Consider the following 13,685-nt stretch of genomic DNA (forward strand, 5'->3'; position numbering starts at 1 on the left):
GTCCTCAGTCGGTCGCCACCCGCAGCGCCGGGCGCTTGCCGTACGTGATCCAGCGCCACGCCCATTCCAGTGGACCGTAGCGGAACCTGGACAGCCACCAGCGGCTGAGCAGCACCTGCAGCGCGAACACCACGAGTACGTAGACCACCTGCTGCGCGCGCGGCAGGCCCCATTGCCCCAGCCCGTAGCCGTAGAAGAACAAGGTGCCCAGCAGCGACTGCAGGATGTAGTTGCTCAGCGCCATGCGCCCGACCGGCGCCAGGTGCGCGAGCCAGTCGCGGAAGCGCCCATGGAACAGCAGGACCACGACGCCGAGGTAACCCAGGCAGGCCGCCAGGTTGCCGACGAATGCCAGTCCGCTCGCCAGCTGGAAGGCGGCGTCGTTCTGCCCGCGCACATGGGTCGGCGCGATGCCGGCACCCACGACGCTCAAGCCGATCCCCAGCGGAATCCCGATCCACGCCAGTTGCCGGAACAGGCGGAGGTGCGACGCGGGATCCGCCATCACCCCGGAACGGATGAACCAGGCACCGAGCAGGAACACGCCGAGCACGATCACCGCGAAGCTGACGTTCTGGCCCAGGTGCTTGACGAAGGATTGCGCGCGCCACGCCGTCGCCTCGGCATAGGTGCCCGTGCGCATCAGCCGGGTTTCGTCGGCGATGTCCTGCGCGTGTTCCTGGCGGCGTTCGGCACGCTGCTCCCGCGCTTCCGCCAGCGCCTTCTTCAGCTCCGGCGTCTTCGCCTGCGACTGCTGCTGGCGGTCGCGCTCGGCCTCGGGCGGCTGCCCGATCATCACCGCGCCGCCGATGGTCATCGCCAGCGCCGGGATCAGGTACAGCGCCAACCCCGCCGCACGCAGCCCCGACAGCGGCCAGCGCCGCAACGAATACGCGATCACGCCGAACAGCAGCAACGGGATGCCGAAACCCAGCATCGGTTGCCAGGGCAAGGCATGGCCAAGCGATGTCGCCGCGCCGAAGCCAGCGGCCAGCACCAGCAGCAGCACGCCCAGCCACAGCAGGATCCGTGGCTTCGAATAGAACACCAGCATCAGCAACATGGCGCCGGCGGCATAGCTGAAGAGGATGTCGCCGGTCCACAGGAAGATGAAATGCAATGCACCGAACACCGCCAGCGCCAGCGTGCGCCGCAGGTACGGTCCGAAGAAGCCGCGACCGGACTGCTCGGCGCGGGTGAGCATCACCGCGAAGCCCATGCCGAACAACAGCGAGAACATCGTCCAGAACTTGCCGCGGACGAACACGTGGACGAACCAGCCGGCCCAGTAGTCGATCCCGGTGACGCCGGCCGGCATGCCTGCGTCCAGGTCGCCCAGCGGCCGATTGAAGAACTCCACGTTCATCAGCGCGATGCCGAGCAGAGCGAAGCCACGCACGACATCCAGCACCTCGATGCGGTCGCGGATCGCGACCGGACGGAATTCCTGGTTCATTCGATATCCCCCGATGAGGCCGCGATTAGCGCATGCGCACGGCGCGCACACGCGGGCCGGAAGTCATTGCGCCTTTCGTCGCGGCCAATTCGAACGACCCGCACTGCGGGCCGCTTGCCTGTCGATCGACGTCAGCCTGCCGCCGGCTGCAGGCGCATGGCCGGGCGACTGCCGTAGGTCATCCACCGCCACAGCCATTCCATCGGCCCGAGCCGGTAGCGCGCCAGCCACCAATGGCTGAAGACGACCTGCAGCGCGAACAGTGCCAGCACGAACAGCGGCTGCCACGCGCGCGGCAACTGTTCGAAGAACCCCAGGCCGTAGCCGTAGAACACCAGCGTGCACACCACCGATTGCATCAGGTAGTTGGTCAGCGCCATGCGCCCCGCCGGCGCCAGCAAGCGTAGCCGGTTCGCCCATGACGGCCGTTGCATCGCCAGCACGATCACCGACAGGTAGCCCAGCATCATCAGCAGGTTGGCGACCTGCGCCGCGGCCTGCGCGGCCGCACTGCCGAGGCTCATCTCCGAGAAACTCATGGTGGGATGGGTCCACGCCGACCACAGCATCAGCGGCAGGCCGATGCCGAAACCGATGTTGCGCAGGCGGCGGAACAGCGGCAGGTGCGCGGCGCTGTCGCGGATCGTGCCGCTGCGCATGAACCACGCGCCGAACAGGAACACGCCCAGCAGGGTCGGGGCGAAGAACACCAGGAAGCCGAGCATCGCGCCGGTGTCGGTCGCGCGCTGGGCCACCGCATCGGCATAGCTGCCCGCACCGAAGGCCAGTCGCTCGCCCTCGACCAGTGCATTGATCTGCTGCGCCTGCGCGGCCATGCCCTTCTGGAACTCGGCGGCCGCCTGCGGATCCTGCGCCGCCAGCGTGGCGAAGCCCGCCATCGCGAATGTCAGCAGCAGGGGCAACACGAACAGCGCCACGCCCCACTTCGGCAAGCGCGAGACCGGCGTGCGCCGGAAGCACAGCAGCAGCACGAAGCCGAGCAGCGCATAGGTCAGCAGGATGTCGCCGGACCAGACCAGCAACGCATGCGCCAGGCCGATGCCGAGCAGGGCCAGCAGGCGGCGTGCGTAGAGCGCGGTGCCGTTGCGGCCGCCGGCATTCGCCCGTTCCAGCATCACCGCGAAGCCCATCCCGAACAGCAGCGAGAACATGGTGATGAACTTGCCCTGCACCAGCACGTAGATCGCCGCATCAACCGACCGGTCGATGCCGCTGAAGCGCGGGTTGACCCCGGTGATCGATTCCATCAACGGCCCGACGAAGGCCTCGATGTTCATCAGCAGGATGCCGAGCAGCGCGACCCCGCGCAGCACGTCCATCACTTCCACCCGCTCGCCCGCAGCGACCGGCCCCACCGCCTGCATGCCCGACATGGAACGCCCCTCCCCGGTTGCGTGCCGGCAGCGTAGCGCATCGACCAACGCAAACGGCCCGCTTGCGCGGGCCGTCGGGTTGATCTTCAAGCCCCCTGAGTCAGGGGGGGAGGCTGGTCTGTTTGCGCGGCATTGCCGCGCAGGCCAACGAACGCCCGGCTTGTACCAAGCCGGGCCGGGCAGGAAGTACTTGGCGGGGCCCGAAGTTCGCAAAGCAAACTTCGGGATTGATCCTGCGCAGCAGGATCAATGCTGGTGGCCGCCGTCGCCGTGCACGTGGCCGTGCGCCAGTTCTTCCGCCGACGCCTCGCGCACCTCGACGATCTCGATGTCGAATTCCAGGTCCTTGCCGGCCATCGGGTGGTTCAGGTCGACGTCGACCACGCTCATCCCCACCTTCTCGATGGTGACCGCGCGCGGGCCGAAGTTGGTGTTGAGCACCACCTGCATGCCGGGCGCCAGCTTCTGCGCGCCGAAATGCTTCTTGGGCACGCGCTGGCTCAGGCCATCGCGGCGCTCGCCATAGGCATCGGCGGCCGGCACGTCGGCCTTGAAGCTGTCGCCCGCCTCGCGGCCGTCCATCGCCTTTTCCAGGCCGGGGATGATGTTGCCGTGGCCGAACAGGATCGCCAGCGGCTGGCCGCCGTCCTTCGAGTTCTCCACGGGCTCCTGCCCGGCTTCGGCAACGGCGTAGTGGAAACGGACGACGCGGTCTTTCTCGATCTTCATGGGTGCTCTCGGTCTTGGTGCAGTTGCGCGCTTGCCGCCGAACGGCGATGCGGGAACACTGCGCGGATGATGGGACCAGCCGACTGCCAACAGCGACCGGGCGCGCATTATCGGCGCAATGCCGTGCTGGCGCTATCGACCGCCCTGCTGCTGGCCGGTTGCGGCGGCAACGACAACGTCCGCCCGAGCGCGAGCCAGCGAACGCCCCAGCGCGATGGGCCCATCGTCCAACCCGCGGACCCGACGAAGGCGAATGCGGTGCTGATGCGCGCGATCAGCCTGGTCGGCACGCCGTACCGCTACGGCGGCAACACCCCGGAAGGCGGCTTCGACTGCAGCGGCCTGGTCACCTACGTGTTCCGCGACATGCTCGACCTGCGCCTGCCGCGGACCTCGCGCGAGCTTGCCGCCACCCAGGGCCCGCGGATCGCCACCGACCGGCTGGCCGGTGGCGACCTGGTGTTCTTCGGCAGTGGCGGCCAGGTCAGCCACGTCGGCATCTACGTCGGCGAAGGGCGTTTCGTGCACGCCCCGAACAGTGGCGGCACGGTCCGCCTGGATCGACTCGACGGGGCCTGGTGGCGGGATCATTACACCGGCGCGCGGCGATTGCTGAATTGAATCAACGGCTTGCGATCTGCCGCCTTTCATCAAACTGAATACGCCGAATGGCCATTTTTGTGACCGGTCAGCGCACTCATTTGCGTCCAGCTAACGTTTTTTGAACCCTTCACCCGGCGCTCACGGGCATAGTCGCCGCTGGTTTCAAATCGTGATGACCGCGTGACGACAGCGACCCTGCCCCACGGCCATACCGCCGCCCGCCCCGCCCGCCGGGGAATCAACCTCTTCCTCGCCGTGGCGCTTGCCGCTTGCGCCGCCCCGGCGATGGCGATCACCCCCACCGCGCCGCCGGCCGACGCCGCGCCCTCGGTGACCGTCGCGACCCAGGCTCCGCTCGACGCCGTAGCCCCGGTCGACCTGGCCAGCCCCGACAACGCCCCGCTGGTCGCCCAGATCGCCGCGTTGCAGAGCGCCCAGGACGCACCGACCACCTCGTCCCGCATCAAGTCGGTGCTGCAGCGCGCGTTCTCGCTGCTCGGCACGCCGTACCGCTGGGGCGGCACCAGCCCGGAAGGCGGCTTCGACTGCAGCGGCCTGGTCGGCTATGTGTTCCGCACCATCGGCATCGACCTGCCGCGCGTCTCGCGCTCGATGGCCCAGGAAGGCACCGCCGTTGCCGATCGCACCGCGCTGGCCGAGGGCGACCTGGTGTTCTTCGGCAAGCGTGGCCGCGTCGACCACGTCGGCATCTACATCGGCGAGGGCAAGTTCCTGCATGCCCCGCGCACCGGCCGCGACGTGACCGTGTCCAGCCTCGAGAGCGGTTACTGGAGCCAGAAGTACCTGCAGGCCCGGCGTCTCGCCACCGGCGCCTGAATCAGGTTCGCGGCTTCCCGCCGACGCCGCCCCCGGGCGACGTCCTGCGTTTCAGGCCTTCCTGCCGGCCTCGCGATAGCGGGCCACGGTCTGTTCGATGTCCTTGCTGAGCGCCATCACCTGCATCGCATACTCGGCCAGCCGATGGTCCTCGTCGCTGTCGGGTGTCCACGCAGGCACCGCGACCGGCGTGCCCTCCACGCCGTCCAGCGCCACGAACACGATCACGCAATGCGTGCAGAGGCGCTCGCCGGCATCCTGCATGGGGTCGCGCGCCCGCACATCCACCGCGAAGTGCATGGAGCTGGTGCCGGTGTGGACCAGGGTGGTTTCCACGGTGACCAGGTCGCTGATCCGGATCGGCGCGACGAAACGGATCCCGCCCACCGCCACGGTCACGCTGTACCTGCCGCTCCAGCCCACCGCCGCCGCATAGCCGGCCTGGTCGATCCACTTCATCACCTGCCCTCCGTGGACCTTGCCGCCGTAGTTCACGTCGGTGGGTTCGGCGAGGAACCGCATGGTCAACTGGCGCTGCTGTCCGCTCATGCTGGTCTCCGTGGGGAGTGGCCATGCTACGCCGCGCTTGCGATGGCCGCGTCGCGGCGCGATGCTGCCTGCGGGCATCGACGGGGGAATGCACATGGGTCGCACGCTGCTGGGCGCGGTGGTCGGACTGGTCTTCGCCGTCGCCACGGTCATGCTGATCGAATTCGCCGGCCACCAGGTGTTCCCGCCACCGGCGGGGCTCGACCCGATGGTGACCGAGGACATGGCGAAGATCATCCAAGCACTGCCCATCGGGGCGATGGTGTTCGTGGTGGCGGCCTGGGTGATCGGCGCCTTCGATGGCGGCTTCGTGGCGGCGCTCATCGCCCGCAACGGGCATCCACGCGCGGCTGCCGTGGTGCCGGCGCTGATGGTGATGGCCGGCGTGGTCGGCATGATCGTGAAGATGCCCGGTCACCCGCAGTGGATGGCGGTCGTCGGGTTGCTGCTGCCGATCCCGGCCGCGCTCGCCGGCGCATGGCTCGCGGGCAAGGGCCGCCGCACCGCGTGACCGCTCAGACCCGGTAGAACATCCCCACCGAGTGGCTGGACTCGGCGAATCCGTATTGCGCGTAGAGATGCTTCGCCTGGCCATCGGCGAACAGCGAGACATGCGCGGTCGGCTCGGCGTTCGCGCGCAACCAGGCATCCAGTGCGCCCATGATCCGCTTGCCCAGGCCACGGCCCTGCAACTCCGGCAGCACGGCGATGTCGACCACGAAGTGGAAGCAGCCGCCATCGCCGACGATGCGGCCCATGCCGACCACCTCGCCATCGCGCAGCAGGCTGACGCCATGGGTCGTGTTGGCGAGACCGCGCAGCGCGGCCGGCTCCGACTTCGCCGACAAGCCCGTCGCCGCGCGCAGGCGGCGGTAATCGGCGACGCCCGGGAAACGCTCGACCAATTCGATCGCGACCTCGCTCATCGTGGTGCGTCGGCCTCGTCCAGGCCGACATCGGTGGATGCGGCTTCGTAGACGGTGCGGTCGAGCATGCCGGTCTGCTTCGCCACCAAGGTCGGCACCAGGATCTGCCCGGTGACATTGGTCATCGTCCGCATCATGTCGAGGATGCGGTCGATCGCGTAGAGATAGCCGATCGTCTCCAGCGGCAGCCCGGCGGCGCTCAACACGACCGTCGCCATGATCACCGCGGTCCCCGGCACGCCGGCCGTGCCGAAGCTGCCCAGCACCGAGGCCAGCGCGATGATCAGGTATTGCGACAGTGACAGCTCGATGCCCGCGTATTGCGCGATGAACACCGCTGCCAGCGCCGGGTAGATCGCACCGCAGCCGTCCATCTTGATGGTCGCGCCCAGCGGCACCGCGAACGCGGCGTAATCCTTGTCCACGCCGAGGTTGTGGGTGGCGCTGCGCAGCGACACCGGCAACGCCGCGAAGCTGCTCGATGCAACGAACGCCACCTGCATGCCGGGCGCCGCGCCGCGGAAGAACTTCAGCGGGTTCAGGCCATGCGCCAGCAACAGGCCGCCGTACACCACGACGATGTGGAACGCACACGCGGCATACAGCGCGACCACGAACATCAGCAGCGGACGCAACTGCTCGAAGCCGTAGCCACCGACCAGCGCTGCGATCAGGCCGAAGGTGCCGATCGGGGTGAACTCCAGCACGAAGCGGGTCACCTGGATCATGATCTCGCTGGCCTCGCCGACCAGCTTGCGCATGCCCGCGACCTTCTCGCCCAGCTTGACGATGGCGAACCCGACCAGGCCGGCGAAGAAGATCACCTGCAGCACCGTGCCGTTGCGCGGCACCAGCACGGTCATGCCATCGGCGGTCTTCGCGGTGGACGCGCCGCCCAACGCCTGGAACGGATTGGCCGGCACCAGGTTGAGCAGCATGTCGACCACGCCGGGCACCTGCTTGGCCTTGTAGTCGGCGGCAACCTGCAGCACGCCGACACCCACGCCGGGCTTGAGGATCCAGCCGAACGCCAGGCCCACGCCGACCGCCAGCACCGCGGTGATCGCGAACCAGACGAAGGTGCGCCCGGCCAGCGCGGCGATCGACTTCTGCCCGCTGAGCGAGGCCACCGCATTGATCACCGCGAAGAACACCAGCGGCACCGCGATCATCTTGATCAGGGTGACGTAGAGATCGCCCAGCGGACCGAACCAGGTTTCGGCATTCGGACCGAACGCCCAGCCGGCCAATGCCCCGAGGACGAAGCCGGCGACCACGCGCTTCCAGAACTTGATGCGGAACCACCACTCGAACATGCGCGTCACCCAGCGAGGCAGACCGCGACCATACCCGAGCCCCCGCGGGTCCGTCAGTGCCCGGGCCGCAACACTGAAGGACGAGCGACATGCGGAACGTTCATAATCGGCGGATGACGCCATTCCCCCGACGCCGTCCCCTGCTTCCGTTCGCCTGCGCACTGGTCCTGACCGCCTGCGCTGGCGCCCCGACCACCGGTTCCCCACCTGCCCGCAGCGCCGGCATCGATGTCGCCGTGCCGGCCATCGCGCACCCGGCGGGCGAGACCGCCGCGTGGTGGTTCCGCGATGGCGCATCGCAGGCCGCTGCGCGCGGTGCGATGCAGGGCCGGGCGAAGAACGTGATCATCTTCCTCGGCGACGGCATGAGCCTGACCACGGTGGCCGCGGCACGCATCTTCGAAGGCCAGCGCAAGGGCGGCAGCGGCGAAGAGAACCGCCTCGCCTGGGAAACATTCCCCGCGACCGCGCTCAGCAAGACCTACAACACCGACTCGCAGACCCCGGATTCCGCCGGCACCATGAGCGCGATCGCCACGGGAGTGAAGACCCGCGCCGGTGTGCTCAGCATCGGCCAGACCGCGCAGCGCAAGGATTGCGCGGGTGCCCTGGCGGCGCCGGCACTGACGTTGTGGGAACTCGCATCGAGCAGCGGCATGGCCACCGGCGTGGTCACCACCGCGCGGGTCACCCATGCCACGCCCGGTGCCACCTTTACCCACACGCCGGAACGCAACTGGGAAAACGACAGCGACCTGCCCGACCAGGCCGTGCGCGAAGGCTGCATCGACATCGCCCGGCAACTGGTGGAAACCCCGTTCGGGCGCGGCTTCGACGTGCTGATGGGCGGTGGCCGCAAGAATTTCATGCCGGTCACCCAGCGCGATCCGGAAGAGGACGACAAGGTCGGCGAACGCCTCGACGGGCGCGATCTCATCGCCGACTGGCGCAGCCGCCATCCCGGCGGCACCTATGCCTGGAACAAGGCGCAGTTCGATGCCGCGCCGCTCGACAAGCCGCTGCTCGCGCTGTTCCAGCCCGACCACATGCAATTCGAGTACGAACGGCCGAAGGACGTGGCCGGCGAGCCGTCACTGGCGGAGATGACCCGCGCCGCGATCGCGCGCCTGTCGCGCGACCAGGACGGCTACGTGCTGCTGGTCGAAGGCGGGCGCATCGACCATGCCAACCATTACGGCAACGCCTACCGCGCACTCAGCGACACCGTGGCGATGAGCGACGCCGTGCGTGCGGCGACCGAGGCGACCTCGCCCGACGACACCCTGATCATCGTCACCGCCGACCATTCGCACGTGCTGAATTTCGTCGGCTATCCGAAGCGCGGCAACCCGATCCTCGGCAAGGTCCGCGGCGGCAGCGGCGAGGACGATGACGGCGGCCTGGTCAACGACGGCCTCGGCCTGCCCTACACCACGCTCACTTACGCCAACGGACCCGGCTACACCGGCGCGAGCAGCTCGCAACCCGCGGGCCCCAAGCGCTACCCGCACATGGGCAAGGAATACGAGGCCGCCGACGGGCGCCCCGATCTGCGCAACGTGGACACCGAGCATCCCGATTACATGCAGGAGTCCACCGTTCCGTTGCCCAACGAAACGCATGGCGGCGATGACGTCGGCATCTGGGCGCGCGGCCCCGGCAGCGACGCGATCCGCGGCAGCGTGGAACAGAACACGATTTTCCACTTCGCCGCGCAGGCCACGCCACGATTGCGTGCAGCGTTGTGCGCCAAGGGCCTGTGCGATGCGAACGGCGTGCCGGTGACATTGCCGGCGGTCGAAGCGTTCAAGCCGCGCTGATCCTGGCACCCCGAAAAGGGGTCAGAGAACATTTCCCTCGATGCGCATCAGCGTTCGAAATCACGGAAGGACATGTTCTCTGACCCCTTTTCGCCTTTTCGCGCCGGCCGCTAGATGCCTCAGAACGGCTTCGCCAGCACCAGGTAGACGATCGCGAACAGCATCAGTACCGGCGCTTCGTTGAACCAGCGCAATGCCGTCGGCGACGGCAGCGACTTGCCGGCATCGACGCCTTTCAGCCAGCGCCCGGCGACGATGAAGTACGCGAGCAAGGCCGCGACCAGCGCCAGCTTCGCATGCAGCCAGCCGCCGGTGATGCCGAAGTGGAGCCACAGCACCGCCCCCAGCACCACCGCGATGCCGAACATCGAATGGCCGAAGCCGTACAAGCGACGCCCCATCAACACGAGTCGCGCGCGGACGGCCGGCTCGTCGCCGGCTTCGGCGATGTTGACGAGGATCCGCGGCAGGTAGAACACCGTGGCCATCCACGCGATCACGAAGACAATGTGTGCGGTCTTGGTCAGCAGGTAGGCCATCGGGTCGCTCGCGATTCGTCGAAAAGGGGCCAGAGTAAAGTTTCGCGATCCACATCGCATCGCGGGCATGGCTATTCTGGCGCGAAATTTACTCTGGCCCCTTTTCGGCAAGAGCTTCGCCCAGGATGACAAGCGCACCATGACCAAGACCTACGACCGCGCCTATTTCGACCGCTGGTACCGCCGCGGCGGCATCGGTGGCGCCGCGCGGCTGGCGCGCAAGGTGGCGCTGGCCGTGGCGACCGCCGAATACCACCTGGAACGGCCGATCCGCAGCGTCCTCGACATCGGCTGCGGCGAGGGCGCATGGCGCGCGCCGTTGCTGAAACTGCGACCGAAGCTGGCCTACATCGGCTTCGACGCCAGCGCGTATGCGATCGCCCGCTATGGCCGCAGCCGCAACCTGCACCACGCGACCTTCGCCGACTTCGAACACTTGCGCCCCTGCGCGCCCGCCGACCTGCTGGTCTGCAGCGACGTGCTGCATTACCTGCCCACCCGCGAACTGGCGCGCGGGTTGCCCGCGCTGGCCGAACTCTGCGGCGGCGTGGCCTTCATCGAAGCCTTCGCCCGTGAGGATGAAGCGGTCGGCGACGATCACGAATTCAAACGACGACCGGCGGCGTTCTACACCACCCGCCTGCGCGCCACCGGCCTGCGTCCGCTGGGCTCGCATTGCTGGCTGTCGCCCGCACTGGCCGGCCAGGCGACGGCGCTGGAACTGCCCGCCTAGGCGAAGCGCGACCGCGGTCACGGCCGGCCCCGGACGATGCGTTATGCTGCATTGCCGCATCATCGATCCGACACGGGGACTGGCCGCCGCATGCTGCTCTACCACCTGCACGAAGCCTGGCGCGCCGGCCTGGCGCCCTGGACCTATTTCGCCGATGCCGGCGCCAAGATGTATTCCGCCAACGACAGCTGGCTGTCCGCGGTGCCGGGGGCGCAACGCACCGCCGCCGCGTTCGAGCTGATGTACCGGTTGGGCAAGGATTACGAGAAGCCCGAATTCGGCATCCACCAGGTCGAGGTCGATGGCGTGCCGGTCCCGGTCGTGGAGCGCGTGGCGCTGGAAAAGCCGTTCTGCCGATTGCTGCGCTTCAAGCGCTTCACCGACAACGAGGACAAGCTGCGCGATCTCAAGGACGATCCCAGCGTGCTGGTGGTGGCGCCGTTGTCCGGGCATCACGCGACGTTGCTGCGCGACACCGTGCGTACCCTGCTCGCCGACCACAAGGTGTACATCACCGACTGGACCGACGCGCGCATGGTGCCAGCCGAGGCCGGGCCGTTCCACCTCGACGACTACATCGCCTACGTGCAGGACTTCATCCGCCACATCGGCACCGACAACCTGCACGTGATCAGCGTCTGCCAGCCGACCGTGCCGGTGCTCGCGGCGATCTCGCTGATGGCGGCGCATGGCGACCCGCTGCCGAAGTCGATGACGATGATGGGCGGGCCGATCGACACCCGCGAGTCGCCGACCTCGGTCAACAACCTGGCCACCCGCCAGCCGCTGTCGTGGTTCCAGGACAACGTCATCCACAGCGTCCCGACCAACTATCCCGGCCACGGCCGCCGCGTGTATCCGGGTTTCCTGCAGCACATGGGCTTCGTGGCGATGAACCCGGAGCGGCACCAGACCTCGCACTGGGATTTCTACCAGGACCTGCTGAAGGGCGACCTCAGCTCGGCCGAGTCACATCGCAAGTTCTACGACGAATACAACGCGGTGCTGGACATGCCCGCCGAGTACTACCTGGACACCATCCGCACCGTGTTCCAGGAACACCTGCTGCCGCGCGGCCTGTGGGACGTGGCCGGCGAGCGCGTCGATCCGTCGAAGATCCGCGACTGCGCGCTGCTGACCATCGAAGGCGAACTCGACGACATCTCCGGCCAGGGCCAGACCCGCGCCGCGCACAAGCTGTGCACCGGCATCCCGCAGGCAGACCGACAGCACTACACCGTGCCCGGCGCCGGCCATTACGGCATCTTCAGTGGGCGTCGCTGGCGCACCCAGGTCTATCCGCAGGTACGCGACTTCATTGCCACGCATGCGGCGGTCGAACCTGCACAGCGCTCGCTGGCGCTGGAACCGGCACCCGCGGCGAAGCTTGCATCGAGTGGAACAACCAGGAAAAAACCCGCGGCGAAGCCATCGACCGGCAAGAAAAACGCCCGCTAGCGCGGGCGTTTTCTCGATCCCTATCGCGTGCTGTCACCAGGCCCGGTTGCTCACCAGCAGCGCCTTCGCCAGCTTGCCGTGCAGGTAACCGACCAGCCGCGCCAGGTGCAGCATCGCCACGATCAGCACGATCCCGACGGCGATGCTGAGCGGCCAGATCCACGGCGAGGACGGATCGACGAAGCCGAAGAGCTCGATGTCGATATTGGCGTCGAAGCCGAACCAGTGCGCGAACGGCAGCGCGATGAAGCCCGCGCCCAGTGCCAGCGTGGTCACCGCGACGGCGAAGTAGGCAACGCCGAGCGGCTGCATCGCCAGGAAATAGCCGACCGTGCCCCAGGTCCGCGGGTCGGTGAACATCGCGCCGATCCGCTGCAGCCACGGCAGGCTGCGATCCGTGTACACCGGTCGGCGCGGCATCCGCTCACCCAGCATCACTTCGACGATCCGACCCTCGACCAGGGCCAGCACGCGGGTGGCGCCGATGAACAGGATCGCGAACGGGATGCCGATGATCAGGATCGCCAGGCCCAACGACAGCGACAGCCCGGTCACCGCCCAGGTGAAATAGAACGTGCCGGTGGCGAGCGCCAGCAGCATGTAGAACAGCGAGCCGTAGGTGTGCGGATCCACCAGCACGCCGAAGAAGCGGCCCAGCACCGACTTGCGCGGCGGCGGCGGCGGCGCGCGCAACGCGGTCTGCACGCGGGCCTCGGTGTCGCGGTAGATGTCGGCGACTTCGTCCGGCGCGCCGTAGCTGCCGGCGACCGCGGCGATCACGTCGGCTTCGGACTTGCCGGGATTGGCGGCCAGTTCGGAACGCAGGTAGTCCTCGGCGTCGTACAGCGCATCCTGCGCCAGCGCGGGATCGCAGCCCTGCAGCGACTGGCGCAGGCGTTCCAGGTAGGCGGGGATGGTGGTGGGCAGGTCGTGGGCGGTGTTCATGCGCTGGCTTCCTTGAGCACGGCATCGAGGGAATCGCGGGTGGCGCGCCAGGCGGCGCTCCAGTCGGTGAGGGCGTCGCGGCCGGCAGCGGTGGCGCGGTAGTAGCGGCGCGGCGGACCACTGACCGAGGGCTCGACGAAGCTGTCCAGCAGGCCGGCACCTTCGAGGTTCCGCAGCACCGGATACAGCGCGCTCTGCTTGCCGGCCAGCACGCCGTCGCCGGTCTGCTCCAGGCGCTTGGCGATCTGATAGCCGTACATCGGTTCGGTCGAGGTCGCGACCACTGCCAGCAAGGCCAGCGACACCGTGCCGGCGCTGAGCTCCTTGTGGAATTTCCGTAACAGGGTTTCGTCCATCTGCGGATCCGCCGTGTCTATGTT

Annotated in this window: 15 protein-coding genes; 6 read left to right on the forward strand and 9 right to left on the reverse strand. The window is 68.1% G+C overall.

Translation table 11 applies throughout. The features are described 5' to 3' along the window. Nucleotides 1-4: 4 nt before the first annotated feature. From ACE3T8_RS08005 to ACE3T8_RS08015, 3 genes are all read right to left on the reverse strand, one after another. On the reverse strand, nt 5-1,456 hold the full coding sequence (locus ACE3T8_RS08005; protein ID WP_374608278.1) for a DUF418 domain-containing protein: 1,452 nt from the start codon (nt 1,454-1,456) through the stop codon (nt 5-7). A gap of 131 nt (nt 1,457-1,587) precedes the next feature. Beyond that, nucleotides 1,588-2,850: a DUF418 domain-containing protein gene (locus ACE3T8_RS08010; RefSeq protein WP_374608280.1), complete on the reverse strand. Its 1,263-nt coding sequence runs from the start codon at nt 2,848-2,850 to the stop codon at nt 1,588-1,590. Nucleotides 2,851-3,096: 246 nt separating this feature from the next. Continuing rightward, complete coding sequence (locus tag ACE3T8_RS08015; protein ID WP_374608282.1) at nt 3,097-3,579, reverse strand: peptidylprolyl isomerase; 483 nt, start codon at nt 3,577-3,579, stop codon at nt 3,097-3,099. 69 nt (nt 3,580-3,648) lie between these two features. Here ACE3T8_RS08015 and ACE3T8_RS08020 point away from each other — a divergent pair, with 69 nt between their 5' ends. Together ACE3T8_RS08020 and ACE3T8_RS08025 are read left to right on the forward strand one after the other, a co-directional pair. Beyond that, nucleotides 3,649-4,200 (forward strand): C40 family peptidase, encoded by a 552-nt coding sequence (locus tag ACE3T8_RS08020; protein WP_374608476.1) that lies wholly within the window; start codon nt 3,649-3,651, stop codon nt 4,198-4,200. A gap of 267 nt (nt 4,201-4,467) precedes the next feature. Further along, nucleotides 4,468-5,019: a C40 family peptidase gene (locus tag ACE3T8_RS08025; RefSeq protein WP_374608284.1), complete on the forward strand. Its 552-nt coding sequence runs from the start codon at nt 4,468-4,470 to the stop codon at nt 5,017-5,019. A 51-nt stretch (nt 5,020-5,070) separates the two neighbouring features. Here ACE3T8_RS08025 and ACE3T8_RS08030 read toward each other — a convergent pair whose 3' ends face one another. Then, the gene (locus ACE3T8_RS08030) at nt 5,071-5,568 is read right to left on the reverse strand and encodes an acyl-CoA thioesterase (RefSeq protein WP_374608285.1); all 498 of its coding nucleotides are present in this window, start codon (nt 5,566-5,568) and stop codon (nt 5,071-5,073) included. 94 nt (nt 5,569-5,662) lie between these two features. On the opposite strand from ACE3T8_RS08030, the gene ACE3T8_RS08035 reads away from it, so the two are divergent. Next, nucleotides 5,663-6,079, forward strand: coding sequence for a hypothetical protein (locus tag ACE3T8_RS08035; RefSeq protein WP_374608287.1), 417 nt, complete (start codon nt 5,663-5,665; stop codon nt 6,077-6,079). A gap of 4 nt (nt 6,080-6,083) precedes the next feature. Here the strand turns inward: ACE3T8_RS08035 and ACE3T8_RS08040 are convergent, their stop codons facing one another. Beyond that, on the reverse strand, nt 6,084-6,494 hold the full coding sequence (locus ACE3T8_RS08040; protein ID WP_374608289.1) for a GNAT family N-acetyltransferase: 411 nt from the start codon (nt 6,492-6,494) through the stop codon (nt 6,084-6,086). Continuing rightward, nucleotides 6,491-7,810, reverse strand: a complete 1,320-nt coding sequence (locus ACE3T8_RS08045; protein ID WP_374608291.1) for a dicarboxylate/amino acid:cation symporter — start codon at nt 7,808-7,810, stop codon at nt 6,491-6,493. The genes ACE3T8_RS08040 and ACE3T8_RS08045 overlap by 4 nt, the downstream gene beginning before the upstream one ends. A gap of 113 nt (nt 7,811-7,923) precedes the next feature. Here ACE3T8_RS08045 and ACE3T8_RS08050 point away from each other — a divergent pair, with 113 nt between their 5' ends. Then, complete coding sequence (locus tag ACE3T8_RS08050) at nt 7,924-9,630, forward strand: alkaline phosphatase (RefSeq protein ID WP_374608293.1); 1,707 nt, start codon at nt 7,924-7,926, stop codon at nt 9,628-9,630. Between the two features lie 119 nt (nt 9,631-9,749). Here ACE3T8_RS08050 and ACE3T8_RS08055 read toward each other — a convergent pair whose 3' ends face one another. Further along, nucleotides 9,750-10,169 (reverse strand): CopD family protein, encoded by a 420-nt coding sequence (locus ACE3T8_RS08055; protein ID WP_374608294.1) that lies wholly within the window; start codon nt 10,167-10,169, stop codon nt 9,750-9,752. Nucleotides 10,170-10,308: 139 nt separating this feature from the next. Here ACE3T8_RS08055 and ACE3T8_RS08060 point away from each other — a divergent pair, with 139 nt between their 5' ends. After that, nucleotides 10,309-10,902 carry a class I SAM-dependent methyltransferase gene (locus ACE3T8_RS08060; protein ID WP_374608296.1) on the forward strand — a complete coding sequence of 198 codons (594 nt, stop codon included), beginning with the start codon at nt 10,309-10,311 and terminating at the stop codon, nt 10,900-10,902. 93 nt (nt 10,903-10,995) lie between these two features. Next, a complete protein-coding gene (locus tag ACE3T8_RS08065) occupies nt 10,996-12,360 on the forward strand; it encodes a polyhydroxyalkanoate depolymerase (RefSeq protein WP_374608478.1) in 1,365 nt (454 codons plus the stop codon). Between the two features lie 33 nt (nt 12,361-12,393). Here ACE3T8_RS08065 and ACE3T8_RS08070 read toward each other — a convergent pair whose 3' ends face one another. Further along, nucleotides 12,394-13,305, reverse strand: coding sequence for a sensor domain-containing protein (locus tag ACE3T8_RS08070; protein ID WP_374608297.1), 912 nt, complete (start codon nt 13,303-13,305; stop codon nt 12,394-12,396). Continuing rightward, nucleotides 13,302-13,661 (reverse strand): PadR family transcriptional regulator, encoded by a 360-nt coding sequence (locus ACE3T8_RS08075; protein ID WP_374608299.1) that lies wholly within the window; start codon nt 13,659-13,661, stop codon nt 13,302-13,304. Before ACE3T8_RS08075 ends, ACE3T8_RS08070 begins: the two co-directional genes overlap by 4 nt. Between the last annotated feature and the right edge of the window lie 24 nt (nt 13,662-13,685).

This window comes from Thermomonas sp. (assembly GCF_041919455.1).
Taxonomy (GTDB): domain Bacteria; phylum Pseudomonadota; class Gammaproteobacteria; order Xanthomonadales; family Xanthomonadaceae; genus Thermomonas.

Coding starts and splice junctions, on each gene's coding strand:
- ACE3T8_RS08005 (WP_374608278.1), bottom strand. CDS start 1,456: ATGAACCAGGAATTCCGTCCGGTCGCGATCCGCGACCGCATCGAGGTG.
- ACE3T8_RS08010 (WP_374608280.1), bottom strand. CDS start 2,850: ATGTCGGGCATGCAGGCGGTGGGGCCGGTCGCTGCGGGCGAGCGGGTG.
- ACE3T8_RS08015 (WP_374608282.1), bottom strand. CDS start 3,579: ATGAAGATCGAGAAAGACCGCGTCGTCCGTTTCCACTACGCCGTTGCC.
- ACE3T8_RS08020 (WP_374608476.1), top strand. CDS start 3,649: ATGGGACCAGCCGACTGCCAACAGCGACCGGGCGCGCATTATCGGCGC.
- ACE3T8_RS08025 (WP_374608284.1), top strand. CDS start 4,468: ATGGCGATCACCCCCACCGCGCCGCCGGCCGACGCCGCGCCCTCGGTG.
- ACE3T8_RS08030 (WP_374608285.1), bottom strand. CDS start 5,568: ATGAGCGGACAGCAGCGCCAGTTGACCATGCGGTTCCTCGCCGAACCC.
- ACE3T8_RS08035 (WP_374608287.1), top strand. CDS start 5,663: ATGGGTCGCACGCTGCTGGGCGCGGTGGTCGGACTGGTCTTCGCCGTC.
- ACE3T8_RS08040 (WP_374608289.1), bottom strand. CDS start 6,494: ATGAGCGAGGTCGCGATCGAATTGGTCGAGCGTTTCCCGGGCGTCGCC.
- ACE3T8_RS08045 (WP_374608291.1), bottom strand. CDS start 7,810: ATGTTCGAGTGGTGGTTCCGCATCAAGTTCTGGAAGCGCGTGGTCGCC.
- ACE3T8_RS08050 (WP_374608293.1), top strand. CDS start 7,924: ATGACGCCATTCCCCCGACGCCGTCCCCTGCTTCCGTTCGCCTGCGCA.
- ACE3T8_RS08055 (WP_374608294.1), bottom strand. CDS start 10,169: ATGGCCTACCTGCTGACCAAGACCGCACACATTGTCTTCGTGATCGCG.
- ACE3T8_RS08060 (WP_374608296.1), top strand. CDS start 10,309: ATGACCAAGACCTACGACCGCGCCTATTTCGACCGCTGGTACCGCCGC.
- ACE3T8_RS08070 (WP_374608297.1), bottom strand. CDS start 13,305: ATGAACACCGCCCACGACCTGCCCACCACCATCCCCGCCTACCTGGAA.
- ACE3T8_RS08075 (WP_374608299.1), bottom strand. CDS start 13,661: ATGGACGAAACCCTGTTACGGAAATTCCACAAGGAGCTCAGCGCCGGC.